Raw genomic sequence first — 19,749 nt, 5'->3', positions numbered from 1 at the left:
ACGGGCCCAGGCGCGACGGGCCCAGGCGCGACGGGCCCAGGCGCGACGGGCCCAGGCGCGACGGGCCCAGGCGCGACAGGCCCAGGGCGACGGGCCCAGGGCGACGGGCCCAGGGCGACGGGCTCAGGTGGCGACGGTGACCAGCCGCTTGAGGGCGAGCAGCGCCAGCGGGGCGTAGCCGACCACCAGCGGGGCGAACCCGCTGATCCGCAGGCCCGCCGTCGTCCCGCCGTCCGGGCCGGGGCTCACCCAGTGCAGCAGGCCGAGCCGGGTCGGGCCGACGACGACCTGCCAGGCCCACCGCCGCTCGGCGGCGGACACCTCGTCCACGACGAAGGGCACCGAGGTGCGCAGCGGGTCGTACACCCGGCCGGACATCCCCGGGACGAGCTCGGCGGCGCTTGCCTCCACCCGGCTGATCTGCGGGGACCACTCCGGCCAGCGGGCCGGGCGCAGGTAGCGGTCCCAGACCTCGGCGGGGTCGACCGGGCCGGTGGCGTGCAGCGTCAACGAGGTCACCGAGGGTCAGTGCCCGGCTGGTTCCACGTGGAACCCCCGCCCGGCTGCCCGGGCGGGACGCCGATCATGGACACCGTGCAGCCACCCGTCCTCCGCACCTCGTCTCCGCTCACCCTGCGGCCGATGACCGCCGCCGACTGGCCCGCCGTCCGGGAGGTGTACGCCGCCGGGATCGCCACCGGCCTGGCCACCTTCGAGACCGAGCCGCCGTCCTGGACGGCGTTCGACGCCACCCGGCTGCCCGGCCACCGGCACGTGGCCACCGACGGCTCCGGCGCGGTGCTCGGCTGGGTCGCCTGCAGCCGCGAGTCACCGCGGGAGGCCTACGCCGGCGTGGTCGAGCACTCGGTCTACGTCGCGCCAGGGGCGCAGGGGCGCGGCGCGGGCCGACTGCTGCTGCAGGGGCTGGTCGACTCGACCGAGGCCGACGGCATCTGGACCATCCGCTCGGCGGTCTTCCCGGCCAACACCGGCAGCCTGGCGCTGCACGAGCGGCTGGGCTTCCGGGTGCTGGGCCGGCGGGAACGGGTCGGCCGCCGCATCGTCGACGGCCGGGCCACCTGGCACGACGTCCTGCTGGTCGAGCGCCGCAGCCGGGTGGTCGGCTGGGAGGACTGAACTGCGCTCAGCCGGCCGCCGACAGCAGCTGCCTCAGCTCGTGCAGCACCAGGGTCGTCGCCCGCTCCCGGACGGCGTCCCGGCCCCCGCGGAGCCGGTGCGCGGCCGTGGTGGTGCCGGCCGGGGTGGCGAGGGCCAGGTGCAGGGTGCCCACCGGCTTGGCCGCGGTGCCCCCGCCCGGCCCGGCGATCCCGCTGACCCCGATGCCCAGGTCGGCGCCGAACCGCCGCCGGGCGCCCTCGGCGAGCGCCGTCGCCCCGGCCGCGCTGACCGCGCCGTGCTCGGCGAGCACCGTGGCCGGCACGCCCAGCAGCTGCTCCTTCGCCTCGTTCGCGTAGGCGACCACCCCGCCGAGCACCCGCCGCGACGCCCCCGGCGCGCGGGTGAGCCGGGCGGTGACCAGCCCGCCGGTGTCCGCCTCACCCACCGCGACCGTCCAGCCGCGCTCGTCCAGCAGGGTGGCCACCAGCTCGTCGACCGTCGGGCCGTGGCTGAACAGCGTGTCCGGGTAGTCGTCCTCGACCGCGGCGGTCAGCCGGCCGTGGGCGGCCTCGGCCTCCGGGGCGTACCGGGTGACGATCTCCAGCTCGCCGTCGCGCAGGCAGGTGGTGACCTCCAGGCCGGTGAGCTGGTCCTCGACCCGGCGCAGCGTGGCGGCGAGCTCGGACTCCGGCGTGCCCCACAGCCGCAGCGTCGACTGGCGGAGCTCGGTCGCCCCGGCCAGTGCCCGGCGCACCGGTCCGGCCGCCACCGCCGCCGGCCACATGCCCTGCAGCTCCACCGGCGGGCCGGGCAGCACGAGCACGGGCGGGCCGGACCGGCTCTCGGCCACCGGGACGACCAGCCCCGGCGCCGTCCCGACCGGTTCGAGCACCGTCGCGCCGGCGGGCACCATCGCCTGCTTGGCGATCCCGGCCGCGGCCGCCTCCGGTGGGGTGTCCCACCCGCGCATCGCCGTGAGCCGCTCGACGACGTCGGCGATCCGCCGCTCCAGCGCCGGGTCCAGCTGCGAGGGCCGGCCCTGGAAGCCGCCCACCACCTCGGCGGTCAGGTCGTCGGCGGTCGGGCCCAGCCCACCGGTGGTGATGAGCAGGTCGACGCCACTGCCGGCGAGGAAGGCGAGCGCGGCCCGCAGGTCGTCGGGGCGGTCCCCGACCACCACCACCGAGCCGACGTCGACGCCCATCGACCGCAGCGCCTCGGCCAGCCACGGGCCGTTCCGGTCGGCCACCCGCCCGGTGAGCACCTCGGTGCCGGTGACCACGATCCCCGCGCGCACTGTCACGGCCCGACCCTAGGCGGCGGCCGCCCCGACGGCGCGGGACGACGACCCGGCCGGGGCACCGCCGCTACCGTGACCAGGACCCTGCCGGTGCGTCCGCAGCCCGGGGCGACCACTTCCGCGGACGCCGTCGGCCACCGCACCGCCCGTCGGCACCGCACCGTCGGTCACTGCACCGCCCCGTCAGCCCCTGCACCAGGAGGACCCGTGAGCCAGCCGCACCCGCCGATCCCCGAACCGCAGCCGCACCACGACCCGAGCACGGACGGCGACGACACCGCAGCGACCGGCACCGGCAGCACGGCGGCGTCCCCGTCGGAGGACCCGCGCACCCAGTCGATCCTGCTGCCACCCAGCCAGCGCCCCGAGGCACAGCCGGCGCAGCAGGCGACCGACCAGCAGCCGGAAGGCGACGCCGAGCCGGGTCCATGGCCGGGCAGTGAGTGGCAGGGCAGCGAGGGGCAGGGCGGCGACTGGCAGCCCGGGGAGTGGCAGCAGAGCGCGACGGCGCCCGTGCCGGGGCCGGCCGGGACGACGGGAGCCGACCGGCCGGTGACCGCCGGACACCCGGCCACCGGCCCGATCGCCGCCCAGAGCGCGCCGACGCAGACCACCCCGACCCACAGCTCCCCGGCCCACAGCGAGCAGCCGTCGGTGTCCGGGCAGCCCACGGCGGCCCCGGAGACGGCTGCGGCCCAGCCCTACGAGCCCTACCAGCCCTCCTACGACACCAGCCAGGTGACCGCACCGGTCGACCTGGGCCCCGGTGTCGCCGGCGACCCCTCCGTCGCCGAGCCGCCGCCGGCGGCCCCCGGGCCGGCGACCGCGACCGGGTTGCCGCCCGCCGCCCCGGCCGGCGGCGGCCGCCGGTCGGCGCTGACCGCCGTCCGGGACCGCACCCTGCTGGTCGGCGCCGGGCTGGTCGGGCTGTCGTTGGTGTTGCTGCAGCTGGGCCTGGTGCTGGACTTCGGCAACCAGTCGCTGTGGGAGGTCGTGCCCACCTGGTCGACGTTCGCCACCGTCGGCGTCGTCCTGCTGCTGGTGCCCTTCCTCGCCCCGCTGGCCGGCCAGGCGCTCTCGGTGCGGACGGCGTGGCGGGTCGCCGCCGGCGGCCTGACCGCCCTCGCCGCCTCCTGGGTGCTGGTCGCCCTGCCCCTGGTCGCCAGCGACCGCGGCTTCTGGCTGACCGCCGCCCTGGGCGCCGGGGCGGCCGCGCTGTGGTTGTCCCCGGGCCGCGGCGAGTGACCCGCGGCGGGGGCTGGCTCCTCGCCGGGGCGGTCTGCGCGGCGGGCGCCCTCGGGCTGTCCTGGTCCGGTCAACTGGCCGGGGCCGCACACCCGGCCCGGGTCCTCGTCGTCGCCGCGGTGCTGCTCACCGTGGCCGGCTGGCAGCAGGGCCGGGACCAGCTGCTCACCGCCGCGGTGGTCGCCGCCGGGATCGGGGTGCTGCTCGGCGGTCTGGACGCCTCCCCCGGCCGGCTCGCCCTGGCCGCCGCGGCCGCCTGCCTGGTGCTGGCCGGCAGGGCGGCCGGGCGGCAGGTCCTGCCCCGCCGGCCGGTCGCCTGACGTCGGCCGCTCAGCGGCGCCCGCCCCGGGCGGTGTGCGCCGGCGGCAGCCGCTCCGGCCCGGCCTCGGGCGGTCGGGGACGGTCCACGGGGTGGGCCCGGACCGCCAGCAGGGCCACGTCGTCCTCGACCGACCCGGCCAGCTCGGCCAGCAGCCGGTCGCACAGCTCGTCCAGCGGCCGCCCGCCGCACGCGCCGACCACCTCCACCAGCCAGGCGGTGCCCTCGTCCAGCGTCGACCCCCGGCGCTCGACCAGCCCGTCGGTGTAGAGCAGCACCGTGGTGCCCGGCTCCAGCAGCAGGGTGTGGTCGGTGCGCTCCACCGCCGGGTCCAGCCCGAGCAGCAGGTCCGGGTCCCGCTCCAGGACGACGACGCCGCCGTCGGGGCCGATCAGCAACGGGGGTGGGTGGCCGGCGTTGCTCCAGCGCAGCAGCCGCCGGCCGGCCGCGGCCTCGGCCGGTCCCTGCTCGACGGTGGCCAGGACGGCGGTGGCCAGCGCGTCGACCGCCAGGTCCTGCATCGCCCGGTCCAGCGCGCTGAGCACGGCCGCCGGTGAGCCGAGCATGCTGTGCGCCACGCCGCGCAGCACGTTGCGCACCTGGGCCATCGCCGCGGCGGCGTGCCGGTCGTGCCCGGTGACGTCCCCGATGACCAGCGTGGTGCGGCCGTCGCCGAGCAGGAAGGCGTCGTACCAGTCGCCGCCGACCTGGGCGAGCGAGGCGGCCGGCAGGTAGCGGACGGCGACCTCCAGGTGGTCGGGCTGGGCCGGCTCGGTCAGCAGGCTGCGCTGCAGCGCCTCGGCCATGCCCTGGACCACCGCGTGCTGGGCCCGTTCGGCGTCCCGGGCCCGGATCCGCTCGAGGGCCTGGGCGCACTGGGCGGCCAGGGCGAGGAGCAGCTGGACCTCCCCCTCGTCCAGCGTGCGGGGGAGGTCCCAGGCCACGCTCAACGAGCCGATCCGCCGTCCACCGCTCTCCAGTGGCACGGCCGCCCAGGCCTGCGCCAACGTGTCGGTCATCAGCGCGGCGAGCTCGGGGGAGAAGGCGACGCTGGCCGCCGGGTCGGGCAGCAGCACGCGTTCCCCGGTGCGGGCGGCCACGCAGCCGGGGTACCCGGCGTCCAGCCGCAGCAGCGTGTCGACGCCGGCGTCGGCGGGCCCCAGGTCCCGGGTGAGCACGATCCGCAGCCCGTTGTCCCCCTCGCAGACCGCCACCGCCCCGCCGTAGGCCCCCAGGGCGACCAGGCCGCGGTCGGTGACCACCCGGGCGAGCTCGTCGAGCGTGTCGGCCTGCCCCAGGGCGAGCGCCACGTCGGAGAGCGCGGCGAGCCGGTTCGCGGTGTCGGCCTCCGCTTCGCGGGCCGCACGCAGCTCCGCGCCGCGGGCGAACAGGTCGCTCTCCACCTGCAGCACCCGGCGCTGCCACTTCTTGCCCTGCGCGCTGGGGTGGGCATCGATCGCCTGCTCCCGCACGTAGTCGGTGATGTCCTCGGCCCGCTGCAGGAGGTGGCAGCAGCGCCCGTCACCGTCCAGCACCGGGACGCTGATCAGGCTCCAGAACCGCTTGCGGAAGCCACCGGCGCCGTCGGGGACGTCGTACTCCTGCACCGGCATCGTCTGTGGCCGGCCGGTGTCCCGGGCCCGCTGCAGGGAGGCCCGGATCTTCCCGGCCCCGCCGTCGGCGTCCACGCTGTTGGGGTTGCCCGGGAAGGCGTCGAAGAGCGGGCGGCCGACCAGCTCGGCCAGCGTCCGCCCGGTGACGGACAGGTAGGCGGGGTTGGCGTCGGCGATGACCAGCTCGGGGGTGAGCACCAGGTACGGGGTCGGCATCGCGGCGAAGACCGCCGCGTGGTCGGGCCGTTCGAGCTCGACAGGAACGGACGGCGGCGTCCCGCCGGGTGCGCTCTCCCCCACTGCGTCCACGACACCTCGCGCCGTCCACGGTCCCGCTGCGACGGTGCAGCCGGACTGATCGGCCGGACCCTACCGGGGGGCAGGCGTCACCGGGCGGTTCCGGTCAGCCGTCGTCGCTGCCGCCGTCGCCGTTGCCGTTGCCGTTGCCGTTGCCGTTGCCGTTGCCGTTGCCCGCACCGTTCCCAGCACCGTTGCCCGCGCCGTTGCCGTTGCCGCCACCCGCGCCGTTGCCGTTGCCGCCACCCGTCCCGTCGCCGGCCCCGGAGCCGTCGTCGGTCTCCCCGTCGCCGGCGTCCCCGTCGTCGGTCCCGCCGTCGTCGCCGTCCTCGTCCTCGTCACCCGAGCCGTCTCCGGCCGGTGGCGGGGTGACCTCGTCGCCGGTCCCGTCCGTCGGGTCGACGGGGGTGGTCGGCTCCTCGCTGGGGGAGTCGGCCGGCTCCGGGGTGGGGGTGCTGCTGGGTGCGGCGCTGGAGCTGGTCGCGGGTGCGGAGGTGTCCGGCGGCGACTGGACGACCGCCACCGCCGGGACGTCCGCCTCCTCGGAGCTGGGGGCCGGGCTGTCGCTGGGTGCCACCGCGTAGCTGAGCAGCACGGTCTCCCCGGCCTCCAGCCGCGCCGACAGCGGGGCCACGTCGACCACCGAGTCAGGGGCGAACTCGTCCGTGGTCACCGCCTGCACCTCGACGAGCAGCCCCATCGCCTCGAGCTGGGTGCGGACCGCGCCGACCGGGCGGCCCAGGTAGTCGTCGGCGTCGAGCACCAGGGAGTCCGGCGTGGCGGTCACCGTGCCCGGCACCTCGACCGCGGCGGCGGTCGGCGTCGTCCCGGTCGGGGCGAGGGCCTGGATCACCCCGGCGGCGATCCCGGCGCCGGCCAGCAACGCGACCAGGGGGACCAGCACGCGGCCGACCGGCCGACGGCGGCCGGCGGCGGGCGTGCCCGGGTCGGTCGCCGGACCACCCTCGGTGTAGGCGGCCGGGGCGGGGAGCAACCAGAAGCTCTGCGTGTCGGTGCGCTGGACGGGGGGCAGCTGGCGGCCGGCGAGCACCTCGTCGATCGCGTCGACCACGGCTCTGCCGTCGGGGTACCGCTGGGCCGGGTCCTTGACCAGGGCCCGCTCGATCAGGGTGCGCACCGCCACCGGCATGCTCTCGGGGAGCGGCTCGGGCTGGTCGCGCAGGTGCCGCAGGGCGATGGCCACCGAGTTGTCGCCGTCGAAGGCGCGGTGCCCGGTGAGGCACTCGTAGCCGACCATGCCCAGGGCGTAGACGTCGCTGGCCGGGGTGGCGTGGGCGCCGGCGGCCTGCTCCGGGGAGAGGTAGGACGCCGTACCGACGACCTGCCCGGTCTGGGTCAGCGGCACGCTGCCCGCGGACCAGGCGATGCCGAAGTCGGTGATCTTGACGGTGCCGTCCTCGCGCACCAGCACGTTGCCGGGCTTGACGTCCCGGTGCACCACGCCGGCGTCGTGGGCGGCCGCCAGGGCCGATGCGGTCTGCCGGAGGACGTCGAGCGTCTGGTCCGCGGTGAGCGCGCTGCCCCTGGCCAGGACGGCCGACAGCGACTCGCCCTCGACCAGCTCCATGACCAGGTAGGCCAGGTGCTCGCCCGAGCCGTCGATCGCCGGCTCCTCGCCGTAGTCGTACACGGCGGCGATGTTCGGGTGGCTCAGCGCGGCTGCGTGCTGGGCCTCCGCACGGAAGCGGGCCAGGAAGAGCTCGTCGCCGGTGTACTCACTGCGCAGCACCTTGACCGCCACGGGCCGGCCGAGCAGGTGGTCCTCCGCGCGCCAGACCTGCCCCATGCCGCCGGCGGCCAGCAGGGTCAGCAGCTCGTAGCGGTTCCCGAGGCTCCTCCTCGTGGGCTCCACCACTGTGCGTCGTCCCCTCGTCCTGCGTCCTCGTCCGGTCGGTGCCCAGGCAGCCGACACCGTGGCGGGCACACCGAGGGAGAGGATGCCCCCTCAGGGCGCTCGTACACATGCGTTCGGCAGACCACGACCGACCCCGGCAACGTCAGAGTGTGACGGACTGTTCCCGAGCCAGCTGCGTCCCCGCCGCGGCCAGCCAGCGAGCCGGGTCGGACATCGCCCCGGCGACCGATCCGGCCAGGTCGGTGAGGGAGAGCGCCCGGGCGACCGGCAGGTCCCCGGCGGCGTCCACCCGGCCGGCGACGACGGCGACCGGCACGCCTGCGGTCCCCGCCCGGTCCACCAGGTCACCGACGACCTTGCCGCGCAGCGACTGCGCGTCGAACTGCCCCTCCCCGGTCACCACCAGCGTCGCGTCCCGCAGCGCGTCGTCCAGGCCGGCCGCGGCCGCCACCGCCCGGGCACCGCTGACGAACTCCGCCCCCCAGCAGGCCGCGAAGCCGTACGCCGTCCCCCCGGCCGCCCCGGCGCCGGGCGCCTCCCGGTCGCCACCGAGCAGGTCCGCCAGCCGGGCCAGGGCGTCGTCGAGCACGGCCACCTGGTCGGGCGTGGCACCCTTCTGCGGGCCGAACTGGCCGGCCGCGCCCAACGGCCCGAGCAGCGGCGCGGTGACGTCGACCAGGCACTGCACCCCGCCGTCCGGCGGGGGGACGAGCCCGGCGAGGTCGACCCGGGCCAGCCGGGTCAGCGCGCCGCCACCCGGCGGGAGGTCGGCACCCTCGGCGTCCAGGAACCGGGCGCCCAGCGCGGCGAGCGCCCCGGTGCCGCCGTCGGTGGTGGCCGACCCGCCGAGGGTCAGCATCACCCGGTGCACGGCGGGATCGGCGACGACCGCGGCGAGCAGCTGGCCGAGCCCGCGGGTCGTGGCGCCCAGGGGGTCGGCCCGGCGCAGCAGGGGAAGGCCGGCGGCCCGGGCCATCTCCACCACCGCGGTGCCGTCGGGGAGCAGCAGCCAGGCGGCGTCGACCGGGCCGCCGTCGGGGCCGGTGACCGCGGCGGAGCGCCAGCACTCGGCCGGCAGGTCGTGCCCGAGCGCATCCAGCGTCCCCTCGCCGCCGTCGGCGAGCGGCACGGTGACCAGCTCGTCGTCGGGCCGTTCGCGCCGCCAGCCCGCGGCCAGCGCATCGGCAGCCGCCGTGGCGTCCAGCGTGCCCTTGAACGAGTCGGGGGCGATGACCACCCGCAGCGGCCGTCGTCGGTCGGAGCGCATGGGGCGACCCTAGGACCCCGGCCGTCAGCGAGAGCGCAGCGTGTCTCCCGATCACCGACCCGCTGGTCGCGGCCGGCTGCCGGATCCCGACCCAGCCGCGCAGATCGATCACTGAAAGAAATCGTCCCGTGACACAAAGGCGCCGACACCTGGTCTCGCCGCCCCCGTGCGCCGACCGACCCCCCACCGGTCCCGGTCCGGGTGTCAGGGTCCGACACAGATGTGGGCCGGGACCGGCCGGAGGGACGGAGGACGGATGACCGAGGCGGACGCCGCCGGGATGCGGGCTCCCGGCCGGGCGACCGGTGGACCCCGGCGCCTGCCTCCACCACCGCCCCGGCCGCCGACGAGCAGTGACCTCGCCCCGCCGACGCCGTACGTGGTGCCGCCGGCACCCCGGACGGTCCGGGCGGCGGCGTGGACGTGGTGCGCCGCCACGCTGGCCGGGCTCGTCGCCCTCGGCACCGCGGCGCTGGACCTGGCCGACCTGCGGCAGCGACTGGTCGACTCCGCCGGTGCCGCCGACCCCACCGCCGAGGAGGACCTGCTCCGCGAGGGAGCGGACACCACGGTGCTGGCCGTGCTGGGGCCGCTGGCCGCCCTGACCGTGCTCGGCGCCCTCTGCCTGGTGCTCTACCTGCGACGCCGTTCGGGGTGGGGCCGCGGTCTCCTGGTGCTGGGCGTGCTCACCTCCGTGGTCGACGTGCTCGCCCAGGACCTGCTCGCCGGTGGCCCGGAGATCGACCGGATCGCGGCCATCGCCCAGGGCGGCCTGATCGCGGTGGCCGTGGTGCTGCTCCTCCTGCCGGCCTCGCGTGCCTGGTCACACGAACCCCGCGGCTGATCCGACCTCCTCGCCGTCCTCGTCGGTGACCAGCCCCAGCAGCAGCGTCTCGGCCTCCTCCACCAGCAGTTCCGCCGCATCCACCGTCGCCCTCCTGGCCAGCGGGTCGGCCGCGTGCGCCTGCCAGCGGGCCAGCGACGCAGCGGCGGCGGCGCGCAGCTCGGCCGGGGTGGCCTGCGGTCCGAGCCCCAGCCGGGCCGCCACCCCGGAGCCGTGCGCCCCGAGCAGCCGCTCGGCGTCCTCGCGCACGTCCGGGGGGAACGGCCCGTCCGACGACCGCGTCCGGGCAAGCAGGTCCAGCTCCACCAGGTCCAGCGACGCCGTCCGGGCCCGCTCCAGGCCGGCCCACAGCTCGCCGTCGCCGCTGACCGGCCGTTCCCGCAGCAGCCGCTCCAGCAGGCGCATCGCGGTGGCCGCCTTGAGCTGGTCGCCGCGCTCGGTGAACTGCACGGCCAGCAGGCGCTGCAGCTCACCCAGCCCACTGCGGGCCACCAGCTGGTCGGCGAGCGTGGGGGCGTCCGTGACCCCCGTGCGCAGCAGCGCCACCGCCATCCGGATGCCGAACAGGCCGAACCGCTCCAGCAGGCCGACCCGCACCTCCGCGGAGAGGTCCACCGGCACCTCGGGCCGGCGGAACCGGTCCGCGGTGAGCAGAATCGTCTCCACGTCGGAGCGGTCGGCGCGGGCCAGCGCCCGGAAGGCGACGAAGTCCCCGTGCCGCAGGGTGCGCCCGCCCAGCGCCATCAGGCCCGCCACCGGCAGCACGTTCGCGCTCAGCGCGCGCACCGCGGGCTGCTCCGCGGTGCGCCGGGCCAGCTGCCCGGCCGCGATCAGTGCGTCCACCTGACCGCCGCCGGCGTCGTCGGCCCGGGAGAGCACCGACAGCGTGGTCGTCGCCAGGCCGCCGCAGGCCTGCTGCACGGCGGCCAGGAAGCTCAGGTCGGCCGGCTGGAACTGCCGGGTCAGGAAGACCACCGCGTCCGCGCCGGAGACCTGGTCACCGGCGTCGATGAACGCCTCGGTGCGGGCACTGTTCTCCACCGACAGGGAGGAGATGCCCGGGGTGTCGATCAGCGTCGCCGTCCCCAGCCCGGCGGCCGGCCAGTCGACCACCAGCCGCTCCACCTGGTCGACCGCGGCGTCCGCCAGCTCCAGACGCAGCTCACCCCGCACCCGGCGGACCGGCAGCGGACGGTGGGCGCCGTCGACGCCGTGCAGCACCACCCGCGGCACCGGGCCGCGCCGGTACCAGGTGACCACCCGGGTGCACTCCCCCGCGTCGGTGGGGGCGATCCGCTCCCCCACCAGCGCGTTGAGCAGCGTCGACTTCCCGGCCTTCACCCGGCCCGCCAGCGCCACCCGCAGCGGCTCGTCCATCCGCTCCCGGGAGGCGCGCAGCCGGCCCACCGCCGCCGGCACGTCCCGGTAGACCTCCAGCGCGTCGTCCAGCAGGTGCCGGACGTCGTCGGGGAGCGTCCGGCCCGGAGCCTGCCCGACCCCGGCGCTCACGCCGCCACCCCGACCCCGGCCAGCCGGGACACCTCCGCCGACAGCCGCTCGACCTCCTCCAGCCGGGCCCGCAGCTCACGGATCCGGGTGGCCCGGTCGGCGGTGGCCGTCTTCGCCGCCCGCTGGGCCGTGCGGTGCGCCTCGGCGAGCGTCCGGGACATCTCCTCCACCGTGTCGGTGATCAGGTCGCGCAGCGTGCGCTGGACGACCCGGAGCCGGTCCTTGAGCTGCTTGCCCACGTGGAACACCACCTCGTCCAGGTGCCGGCGCACCGCCGCCTTCGCCTCGGCCTGACGGCGCTGCCGGCGCACGACCTTGTCGTCCCGGTAGGCCTTGCTGCCGATGACCAGCCCCGCGCCGAGGGAGATCGGGTTGATCAGCGACATCCCGACCAGGCTGGTCACCAGCCCGGTCATCAGCACCCCGCTGTAGGAGCCGCGCATCCCGATCAGCACCCGCTGGGAGACCTTCAGCTGGCCCCGGTCGATGTCGGTCAGGTCGACCAGGGCGCCCAGCGCGTCGCCACCGTCCCCGACCTGGAGCTCGGGCAGGGCACCCCCGCCGTCCCGGGTGAACTGCTCCACCACCTGCGCAGCCAGCCACTCCGACCGCTGCGTCGCCCACACGAAGCTCTCGGCGACCGCGCCGGCGACCCGCCGGTCGAGCCAGTCGGCGAAGTCGTCCCAGAGCGGGCCGGGGTCGTGCGCGTCGATCGCCGCGTCGGCCTCCCGGGTCACCACCCGGCTGCGGTCGCGCAGGTCGTACTCGATGTCGGCCATCAGGTCGGTCACCCCGTCGCCGAGCACCTGCTGCCAGCGGGAGGACCGCCGCCGCAGGTCCTCGACCGCCTCCCGGGCCTGCTCCAGCTCCTGGACCAGCTGCTCCCCCCGGGCCGGGTCCTGCAGGCCGGCGAGCTCGCTGCGCAGCGCCAGGGTCAGCTGGTCGGCCACCGAGCGCAGGTCGTGCACCAGCGACCGGCGGGCCAGGGTCTCGGCCCGGTCGACCACCTCGCGCCGCAGGTGGGTGGCCAGCGCCCCGAACCCGGACTCCTCGTGCAGCTCCCGGTCCTTGCGCTGGACGGCGAGCACCTCCAGCACCGAGGAGACGGTGAACACCGGTGCGACCACCTCTGCGGCAGCCAGGTGCCCGCGGTCGAGGTCGGAGATCCGCCGCCAGTCCGGGCAGGCGTCGGTCTTGGTGAGGACGCAGGCCACCGTCGGGCACAGCGCCGCGGCCTGCCGCAGGAACGTCATCTCCGGCGCGGTGAACTCCTGCGAGGCGTCGCTGACCAGCAGGACGGCGTCGGCGCTGGGCAGCAGCTCGAGGGTGGCCAGCTCCGCGCCGGTGCCCACGCCACCGACCCCGGCCGTGTCGACCAGCTCCAGACCGCCGGTGAGCAGCCGCCGGGGCAGCTCGACCTCGGCGCGCAGCAGCGCCCGACCGCCGTCCACCGTCGGTGCCGCGGCGGCCGCGGCGGCCCGGGCGGGCAGCTCGGTCACCGGGACCGGCACCCGCTCCAGGGGTGCGTCCGCGAGGTCACCACCGGCCGAGCGGTCGGCGTAGACCAGCGCGGCCGCCGCCGTCGTCCCCTCCCGGACGACGGTGGGCACGCGGGTCGGCGTGCCCGGCCCCACGGCGCACACCGGCGCGCCCACGAGCGCGTTGACCAGCGTGCTCTTGCCCTGGCTCGGCTCCCCCACCACCAGCACCCGCACCGTCGGGCTCTGGGTGCGCCGCTTGGCGGCCTCCAGCCGGCGCTGCAGGTCCGGCCGCTCGCAGGCTCCCGCCGCCGCGAGCAGGCCGTCCAGCAGCTTGATCGGTGGAGTCGCCTGCTTGGTCGGTGTCGTCATGCCACCCCTCGTTCCCCGGCCCCGTCGCCGCACGTGCACCGTGCCACCTCGGACGCCGACGTGCCCGGCCTCGCCGCTCCCTGTGCTCAGGAGCGGTGGGGCCGGGCACGACCGACGTCGGTCCCGGCGGCGGGGACGCCGCCGCCGGGACCGGGTCCTCGGGTCAGACGTGCGCGTCCTCCTCGACCGGGAGCTCGACGACCACGTTCTCGGAGTAGTCGGTGTACTCCTGGGAGTTGTCGTTGAAGGAGTCCTCGACCTCCACGACGACCGGCTCGTTGTTGAACGAGTCCTCGACCTCGACGGTCTCCTCGTTGAAGGAGTCGTCCACGTCCACGTCGACGTCGGTGTTCGTCGAGTTGTCCGAGTTGTCCTGGAACGAGTCCTCGACGTTGACGTCGGTGTTCGTCGAGTTGTCGGAGTTGTCCGAGTTGTCGGAGTTGTCCTGGAACGAGTCCTCGACGTCGACGTCGGTGTTCGTCGAGTTGTCCGAGTTGTCGGAGTTGTCGTTGAACGAGTCCTCGACGTCCACGTCGACGTCGGTGTTCACCGAGTTGTCGGAGTTGTCCGAGTTGTCGGAGTTGTCCTGGAACGAGTCCTCGATGTCCACGTTCGTGGAGTTGTCCGAGTTGTCGCTGTTGTCCGAGTTGTCGGAGTTGTCGGAGTTGTCGTTGAACGAGTCCTCGACGTCGACCGAGTTGTCGGAGTTGTCGTTGTACGAGTCGTTCACCGAGTTGTCGGAGTTGTCCGTCGCGTTCCCGACCACGTTGGCGTCGCCGACGATGTTGCCGCTGCCGACGATGACGTCGTCCACGTCGACGTCGGTGTGCACGTTGTCGCCGTTGTGCACGTCGCCACCGGCCAGGGTGTTGCCGTTCAGCGCGTCCTTGATGTCGACCGACACGTTGGTGGAGTTGTCGGAGTTGTCGGAGTTGTCCGAGTGGTCGGAGTTGTCCGAGTTGTCGACCGAGTTGCCCTCGCCGACGGCGTTGCCGTCGCCCTCCACGGTGTTGCCGGAGTTGCTGACGTCGAGGTCGACGTTGTTGGAGTCCTCGTTGTTGTACGAGTCGTCGACGTTGAAGGAGCCGTCGATGTCGACGCTGTTGTCGGTGTTGGTGCTGTTGTCCACCAGCGCCTTCTCGACGTCGTCGCCGGCGGCCACGCTGCCACCGGTGGCGACCACGATGTCCTCGCCGAACACCTGGTAGACGTCCTCGCCGGCCCAGACGCTGTGCGAGGCGTCGATGGTGGTGGTCGAGGTGTAGGTGTAGTTGGTCTGGATGTACTTGAGGTGCTCGATCGCCGGGGCGCCCTCGGCCGGGGGCTTGGCGTGGTCGTCCTCGCAGTGGTCGGGCTTGTCGTGGTCGGGCTTCTCGGCCGGCGCGGTGTGCGTCGGGGCCGGGGCGGTGTGGCCGGCCGGGGCGGCGTGGGCGATCCCGGCGGCGCCGACGCCCACGGGGGCGAAGTCGGCCAGCATCGGCATCACGGCGTGCACGTCGGCGGCGCAGACGTCGTCCAGCCCGGCCGAGGCGAGGGCCTGCTCGGGGTCGGCCTGGAACTCCTCGGCCGCAGCCGGGTCGCGCAGCAGGTCGAGGATGAAGTCGAGCAGCGAGCTCGCGAGAGTGGTCATGGCGTCCTCCAGAGGTCTGCTCCGGACGTCGTCGTCCGGCTGCTGGGAGCAGTCAAGGACCTCGGGGCCCACCTGCCCATCGGGTGTTGGCCCCCCATCGGCCGACCCCCGGATGGGGGATGCCCGATGACGCACCGTTAGGGGCACCGGGGTGTCGCCGATGTTCGGCGTCTTCTCGCGCAACAGTGGCCCCACCGGTTCCGCATCACCGTCGCGGAGGGTTACGTTCGGGCGGACTCGGGCAGTGTGGCCCCGGTCACGACGGGTGGGGGGCTCATGGTCCAGGGCGACTACACGCTGGGCATCGACATCGGGGACCGGACGGTCAGGGCGGCCGTCTGCGACCAGGACGGCGCGGCGCGGTCCCTGTGGCCGGCCGGGCAGGTCGTGCCCCCGGTACCGGTCGGGCACCCGGTGCGGCGGGTGGGCAGCCCCGCGCCGATGGTCGTCGACGGCCGGCCGGTCGACCCCGCCGACGTGGTGGCCTCGCTCGCCGCCCAGGTCGTGGCGCAGGCCACCCCGGCGGACGGGTCGACCGCGGCACGGACCGTGCTCACCGTGCCGCCCAGCTGGGCCGGCCACCGCCGCGACCTGCTCGACTCGGCGGTCCGGGCCGCCGGCCTGCAGCACCTCTCCCTGGCGTCGAGCGCGGTCGCCATCGCCCGCCACCACCGCGACGCCGTCCCCGAGGGCGCGCCGGTCGTCGTCGTCGACATCGGCGCGAGCACCGTGGACACCGCCGTGGTGCGCACCACGGCCGACGGCGACGTCGAGACCCTGGCGGTGCCCCCGCTCCCGCTCGCCTGGGGCGGCCGGGACCTGGACGACGCGGTCGTCGAGCTGGTCGACGACTGCCTGGCCACCGAGGACGGCGTGGCCGTCGCGCCGGCCGACCTCCGGGCGGCGTGCGTGGCCGCCAAGGAGGCCCTGTCGACCGACAGCGTCGCCTGCGTCGAACTCGCGGGCGCCGACGGCCCCGTCTCGCTGCGGCTGGTCCGCGAGGACCTCGAGGAGCTGGTCGCCGAGCCGCTGCAGGCGCTGGTCGCCGCGGTCCGGGGTGCGGTCTCCGACGCCGGGCTGGAGGTGGCCGACGTGGCCGCCGTCGTGCTGGCCGGCGGCACCGCGGCGGTGCCCCTGATCGCCGAGACGCTGTCGGCTGCACTGGACCGGCCGGTCGTGGTCGCCCCCGAGCCCGGCTGCACCGCCGCCCTGGGCGCCGCGGAGCTGGCCCGGGACCAGGTGCTCGCCGCGCCGGTGGCGACCACCGCCCCGGCGGAGGACGCGACCGACGAGGTCGGCGACGAGCCGGCCGCCCTGGCCGCCGGGCCGGTCGCCCGGCGGGGCCGGCGGCGCACCGCGCGCCCCATGGCGGCCGCCGGTCCGCGGGCCGGAGCCCGCCCCGGCACGACACCCACGGGCGGCCGACCGCCCGCACGGTCGGGCGATCGTCCCCCGGTCCCCGCGCCGGACCCCCAGGGCAAGCGGCACGCGGCCCGGGTGGGCGTGGTGCTGTCCGCGTTCGTGGCGATCGTGGTGGGCGTCGCGGCGGCCGTCTCCGCGGGCTGGACCGGCGGCTCCGGGGAGGACGCCGTCGCCGCACCCACGTCCGCCGAGGCCGGCGACACCGCCACGGACGCCGGCGACGACGGGGACAACCCGCCCAGCGGCCTCTCCCCGGCCGCCGCCGGCCGCGCGGAGACCCGGGGCGCAGCCGCCCGCGAGCAGGACGACGACCCGGCCGGCAGCACGGCGGGATCCCGCTCCACCGCCCGGGACCGGGCGGCCACCAGCTCCTCGCGCAGCACGGCCAGCAGCAGCACGGCCAGGAGCAGCACGGCCAGCAGCAGCGCGGCGACGACCTCCGCCGCGGACGACGGGGACCCGGCGGCCCGTCCGTCCACCACCCCCGGCGGCAGCTCCGGCGGGAGCCAGACCGGGACCGGGACGGGCACCCCCTCGCCGACCGGCGATACGACCGGGCAGTCGAGCCAGCCCCCGGTGGGCACGCCGACGACCCCGCCGCCCGGGACCAGCACCCCGACCCCGGCGCCCACCCCGACCCCGACGCCGGCCCCGACGACCCCGGTCGACACCCCGGACCCCACGCCGACGGCTCCGGTCGAGACCGAGACCTCGCCGCCGCCCAGCGAGGAGCCACCGGCCAGCCAGGAGCCGCCGGCCACCGAGGACCCGGCAGCGTCCGGGGCGCCGGAGGCCACCGGCAGCGAGGTGCCGGAGCAGGCATGACCATCGCGCTGAGCTCCCCCGAGCAGACCGCGACGCACTGGGCCCGCTCGCTGCGGGTCGTCGCCGGCCGGCTGGTCAACGGTGACGACGGCGCCGGCCGTGCCGTCCCCTCGGTCGCGGTGCAGGGGCCCGGCGGCACCGGCAAGACGTTGCTGCTGGCCGAGCTCGCCGCCGCCTACCGGGCGGCGGGGGTGCCGGTGGTCGACGCCGAGGCGGCCCCCACCGCCGCCCTCGGCGACGGGGAGAACGTGGCCAGCGAGGTGGCCGTGGTGGTCGACGACGGCCAGCGGCTGACGGCGCAGACCTGCCGGCGGCTGGAGGAGCTCGTCGTGTCCCGGCGGGCCCGGGTGACGCTGGCCTACCGCCCGTGGCCGCACCTGCCCGAGCTGACCTCGCTGATCGAGGCGATGGGCGACGACCGGCACCTGGTGGTGCTCGGTCACCTGGAGCACGACGAGGTGGAGCGGTGGGCGGCCGCCGAGCTCGGCCCCGCGGCCACCCCGGACGTCGTGGAGTTCGTCGTCCACCAGACCGGCGGGCTGCCCGCCCTGGTCGACCACCTGCTGCGGTCGCTGGCCGGCACCTGCCGCGGGGGCCGGCCCGCCGTCCGGGCGGTCCCGGCGGACGTCGTCGACCGGGTCCGGGCCGACCTGCACGCGCTCGACCAGGCCGACCGGGTGCTGCTGCACGCGCTGGCCGCCGGCACGCCGCTGGACGCCGAGGTGCTCGCCGACGTGCTGGAGCTGCCGGTCCGGCGGTCCGGTGACCTGGTGGCCCGGGCGCGGGGCGGCGGTCTGCTGCTGGCCGAGGGCGCAGTCGTCCCCCTGGTGCACCAGGTGCTGCTGGACGTGACCCCTGCCGACATCACCCGGCAGACCCGCCGCCGGCTGCTGCGCGTGCTGCTCGACCGCGGGGAGGAGTCGCTGGCCGTCGCCCGGTCGCTGGCCGCCGACCGGGTGCGGGACCCGCGCGCCGCCCAGGTGTTGGAGGAGCAGGGCCGGGCGGTGCTGGCCGCGGACCCGGAGCTGGCCGGCACGCTGCTGGCCGAGGCCGCCGACGCCGGGGCCCCGCCCGCCCGGCTCGCGGCCCGCCGGGCCACCGCCGCCGCCCTGGTCGGCGACCTCGACGGGGCGCTGCAGTGGGCCGACCGGGCGCTGGAGGACGAGACCGCCCCCGACCGCGGCCGGGCCGCCAGCGTCGCCGCCGCGGTGCTGGCCCGCCGCGGGATGCTCGGGCGCAGCGCCGAGCTGTGCCGCCTGGCCGGGCCGGCGCACGCCGGGTCCACCGCCCTGGCCCTGGTCGCGCTCGGCGCGGTCGGCGACGCCACGGACTGCCTGGCCGCCGCGGACGACGCGGGCGACCACCGGGCGGCCACGATGGTGGCCGGCGCCCAGCGGCTGATGGCCCAGGGGGTGCTGCAGTCGGTCCGGCCGGGCGCCACCGCGGCCGACGTCGCCGAGGCGCTCTCCACCCTCACCCGTGCGGCGACCCTGCTGGAGCCGGTCGGGCGGGGCGTGCTGCTGCTGGACAGCCCGGCGGCGCTGGCCGCGCTGCTCGCCCTGCACAGCGGTGAGCTGACCGTGGCCGAGTCGGTGCTGGACCGGGCGCTGGAGTCCGACGTCGGTGGGCCACCGTGCCGCCCCCGGCACCTGCTGCTGCGGGCCTGGACGGCGATGCTCCGCAGCGGCAGCACCAGCGCCCGCGCACTGGTGGCCCGGGCCGTCGAGGAGGCGCCCCGCGGCCTGGAACCGCGGGACGAGCTGTTCCTGCGCGCCCTCGAGGTGGGGCTGGCCCGCCGCGCCAGCGACGCCCCGGCGCTGACCACCGCGTGGGAGCGGGCCCGCCAGGTGGCGCTGCGGCACCCGATGGACCTGTTCACCCTGCTCCCGCTGGGCGAGCTGCTGGTGGCCGGCGCCCGGCTGGCCGAGGCCGACCGGCTGGCTCCGCACCTGTCCCAGGCCGAGGCGCTGCTCACCCGGCTGGACCAGCCCCCCGTGTGGTCGGCGCCGCTGCACTGGAGCGGGGTCCAGGCCGCGATCCTGGTCGACGACCCGGCCGGCCTGGAGCCGCACGCCACCGCACTGGTCGCCGCGGCCCGCACCAACCACTACGCGGCGACCGTCGCCACCGCGGGGCGGTGCTGGCTGCGGCTGCTCGGCGGCCAGGTCGACGCGGCCGCGGTGGTCACCGCGGCGACCGGGCTGGCCGGCGTGGGGTTGGCCTGGGACGGCTCCCGGCTGGCCGGGCAGGCCGCCGCCCGGGCGGTGGACTCCCGCGACCGGCTGGACCTGCTGCACTGCGCCCGCGACCTCGCCGCCGGGGACGAGTCACCACCCGCGGCGACGGCCCGGGCGGCCGAGCCCGGGCCCCCCGGGACGGCGACGCCGGCCGTGCCGCCCGGTCACCCCACGCTCAGCCAGCGGGAACGCGACGTCGCCGAGCTGGTGGTCGCCGGGCAGACCTACCGGGAGATCGGCGGGCAGCTCTACATCTCGCCGAAGACCGTGGAGCACCACGTCTCCCGGATGCGGCAGCGGCTCGGGGCGAGCACCCGCTCGGACCTGCTGGCCCGGCTGCGCGCGGAGCTGGCCCAGCACTCCTGACCAGCACTCCCGGGTGGCCGCCGGCGCGGG

14 protein-coding genes are annotated in these 19,749 nt (G+C 76.8%); 6 read left to right on the top strand and 8 right to left on the bottom strand.

All coding sequences use genetic code 11. The features are described 5' to 3' along the window. Positions 1 to 123: 123 nt before the first annotated feature. A complete protein-coding gene (locus Q1A09_RS20585; protein ID WP_299959527.1) occupies positions 124 to 519 on the bottom strand; it encodes an SRPBCC family protein in 396 nt (131 codons plus the stop codon). 66 nt (positions 520 to 585) lie between these two features. Between Q1A09_RS20585 and Q1A09_RS20580 the strand changes: the two genes are divergently transcribed. Beyond that, on the top strand, positions 586 to 1,137 hold the full coding sequence (locus tag Q1A09_RS20580) for a GNAT family N-acetyltransferase (protein ID WP_299959524.1): 552 nt from the start codon (positions 586 to 588) through the stop codon (positions 1,135 to 1,137). A 7-nt stretch (positions 1,138 to 1,144) separates the two neighbouring features. Here the strand turns inward: Q1A09_RS20580 and Q1A09_RS20575 are convergent, their stop codons facing one another. Then, complete coding sequence (locus Q1A09_RS20575) at positions 1,145 to 2,422, bottom strand: competence/damage-inducible protein A (RefSeq protein ID WP_299959521.1); 1,278 nt, start codon at positions 2,420 to 2,422, stop codon at positions 1,145 to 1,147. A gap of 204 nt (positions 2,423 to 2,626) precedes the next feature. Between Q1A09_RS20575 and Q1A09_RS20570 the strand changes: the two genes are divergently transcribed. Together Q1A09_RS20570 and Q1A09_RS20565 are read left to right on the top strand one after the other, a co-directional pair. Then, on the top strand, positions 2,627 to 3,664 hold the full coding sequence (locus tag Q1A09_RS20570; RefSeq protein WP_299959518.1) for a hypothetical protein: 1,038 nt from the start codon (positions 2,627 to 2,629) through the stop codon (positions 3,662 to 3,664). Next, positions 3,661 to 3,984 (top strand): hypothetical protein, encoded by a 324-nt coding sequence (locus Q1A09_RS20565; protein WP_299959515.1) that lies wholly within the window; start codon positions 3,661 to 3,663, stop codon positions 3,982 to 3,984. Before Q1A09_RS20570 ends, Q1A09_RS20565 begins: the two co-directional genes overlap by 4 nt. A gap of 10 nt (positions 3,985 to 3,994) precedes the next feature. Here the strand turns inward: Q1A09_RS20565 and Q1A09_RS20560 are convergent, their stop codons facing one another. The 3 genes from Q1A09_RS20560 to Q1A09_RS20550 all read right to left on the bottom strand — a co-directional run bounded on the left by Q1A09_RS20560 (position 3,995) and on the right by Q1A09_RS20550 (position 9,036). Beyond that, positions 3,995 to 5,905, bottom strand: coding sequence for a SpoIIE family protein phosphatase (locus tag Q1A09_RS20560; RefSeq protein ID WP_299959512.1), 1,911 nt, complete (start codon positions 5,903 to 5,905; stop codon positions 3,995 to 3,997). A 94-nt stretch (positions 5,906 to 5,999) separates the two neighbouring features. Further along, positions 6,000 to 7,769, bottom strand: a complete 1,770-nt coding sequence (locus tag Q1A09_RS20555; protein ID WP_299959508.1) for a serine/threonine-protein kinase — start codon at positions 7,767 to 7,769, stop codon at positions 6,000 to 6,002. A 142-nt stretch (positions 7,770 to 7,911) separates the two neighbouring features. After that, positions 7,912 to 9,036 carry a glycerate kinase gene (locus Q1A09_RS20550; protein ID WP_299959505.1) on the bottom strand — a complete coding sequence of 375 codons (1,125 nt, stop codon included), beginning with the start codon at positions 9,034 to 9,036 and terminating at the stop codon, positions 7,912 to 7,914. A gap of 256 nt (positions 9,037 to 9,292) precedes the next feature. On the opposite strand from Q1A09_RS20550, the gene Q1A09_RS20545 reads away from it, so the two are divergent. Continuing rightward, positions 9,293 to 9,880, top strand: a complete 588-nt coding sequence (locus Q1A09_RS20545; RefSeq protein ID WP_299959502.1) for a hypothetical protein — start codon at positions 9,293 to 9,295, stop codon at positions 9,878 to 9,880. Here Q1A09_RS20545 and Q1A09_RS20540 read toward each other — a convergent pair. The 3 genes from Q1A09_RS20540 to Q1A09_RS20530 all read right to left on the bottom strand — a co-directional run bounded on the left by Q1A09_RS20540 (position 9,860) and on the right by Q1A09_RS20530 (position 14,869). After that, positions 9,860 to 11,389 carry a dynamin family protein gene (locus tag Q1A09_RS20540; RefSeq protein WP_299959499.1) on the bottom strand — a complete coding sequence of 510 codons (1,530 nt, stop codon included), beginning with the start codon at positions 11,387 to 11,389 and terminating at the stop codon, positions 9,860 to 9,862. The two genes, Q1A09_RS20545 and Q1A09_RS20540, sit on opposite strands and share 21 nt — an antisense overlap. Continuing rightward, positions 11,386 to 13,239: a dynamin family protein gene (locus tag Q1A09_RS20535; protein ID WP_299959496.1), complete on the bottom strand. Its 1,854-nt coding sequence runs from the start codon at positions 13,237 to 13,239 to the stop codon at positions 11,386 to 11,388. Before Q1A09_RS20535 ends, Q1A09_RS20540 begins: the two co-directional genes overlap by 4 nt. A gap of 163 nt (positions 13,240 to 13,402) precedes the next feature. After that, on the bottom strand, positions 13,403 to 14,869 hold the full coding sequence (locus tag Q1A09_RS20530; RefSeq protein ID WP_299959493.1) for an IniB N-terminal domain-containing protein: 1,467 nt from the start codon (positions 14,867 to 14,869) through the stop codon (positions 13,403 to 13,405). Positions 14,870 to 15,145: 276 nt separating this feature from the next. Between Q1A09_RS20530 and Q1A09_RS20525 the strand changes: the two genes are divergently transcribed. Together Q1A09_RS20525 and Q1A09_RS20520 are read left to right on the top strand one after the other, a co-directional pair. Further along, positions 15,146 to 17,116, top strand: a complete 1,971-nt coding sequence (locus tag Q1A09_RS20525; protein ID WP_299959490.1) for an Hsp70 family protein — start codon at positions 15,146 to 15,148, stop codon at positions 17,114 to 17,116. Then, positions 17,113 to 19,719 (top strand): helix-turn-helix transcriptional regulator, encoded by a 2,607-nt coding sequence (locus Q1A09_RS20520; protein ID WP_299959487.1) that lies wholly within the window; start codon positions 17,113 to 17,115, stop codon positions 19,717 to 19,719. The genes Q1A09_RS20525 and Q1A09_RS20520 overlap by 4 nt, the downstream gene beginning before the upstream one ends. The last annotated feature ends 30 nt before the right edge of the window (positions 19,720 to 19,749 follow it).

It is taken from the genome of uncultured Modestobacter sp., assembly GCF_947486615.1.
GTDB lineage: Bacteria > Actinomycetota > Actinomycetes > Mycobacteriales > Geodermatophilaceae > Modestobacter.
Note: the sequence above shows the minus strand (reverse complement) of the source record. Positions and strands in the feature narration are given on the sequence as shown.

Excerpts from the sequence above, each read along its gene's own strand:
- Q1A09_RS20580 (WP_299959524.1), top strand. The coding sequence starts at position 586 with ATGGACACCGTGCAGCCACCCGTCCTCCGCACCTCGTCTCCGCTCACC.
- Q1A09_RS20550 (WP_299959505.1), bottom strand. The coding sequence starts at position 9,036 with ATGCGCTCCGACCGACGACGGCCGCTGCGGGTGGTCATCGCCCCCGAC.
- Q1A09_RS20545 (WP_299959502.1), top strand. The coding sequence starts at position 9,293 with ATGACCGAGGCGGACGCCGCCGGGATGCGGGCTCCCGGCCGGGCGACC.
- Q1A09_RS20535 (WP_299959496.1), bottom strand. The coding sequence starts at position 13,239 with ATGACGACACCGACCAAGCAGGCGACTCCACCGATCAAGCTGCTGGAC.
- Q1A09_RS20530 (WP_299959493.1), bottom strand. The coding sequence starts at position 14,869 with ATGACCACTCTCGCGAGCTCGCTGCTCGACTTCATCCTCGACCTGCTG.
- Q1A09_RS20525 (WP_299959490.1), top strand. The coding sequence starts at position 15,146 with ATGGTCCAGGGCGACTACACGCTGGGCATCGACATCGGGGACCGGACG.
- Q1A09_RS20520 (WP_299959487.1), top strand. The coding sequence starts at position 17,113 with ATGACCATCGCGCTGAGCTCCCCCGAGCAGACCGCGACGCACTGGGCC.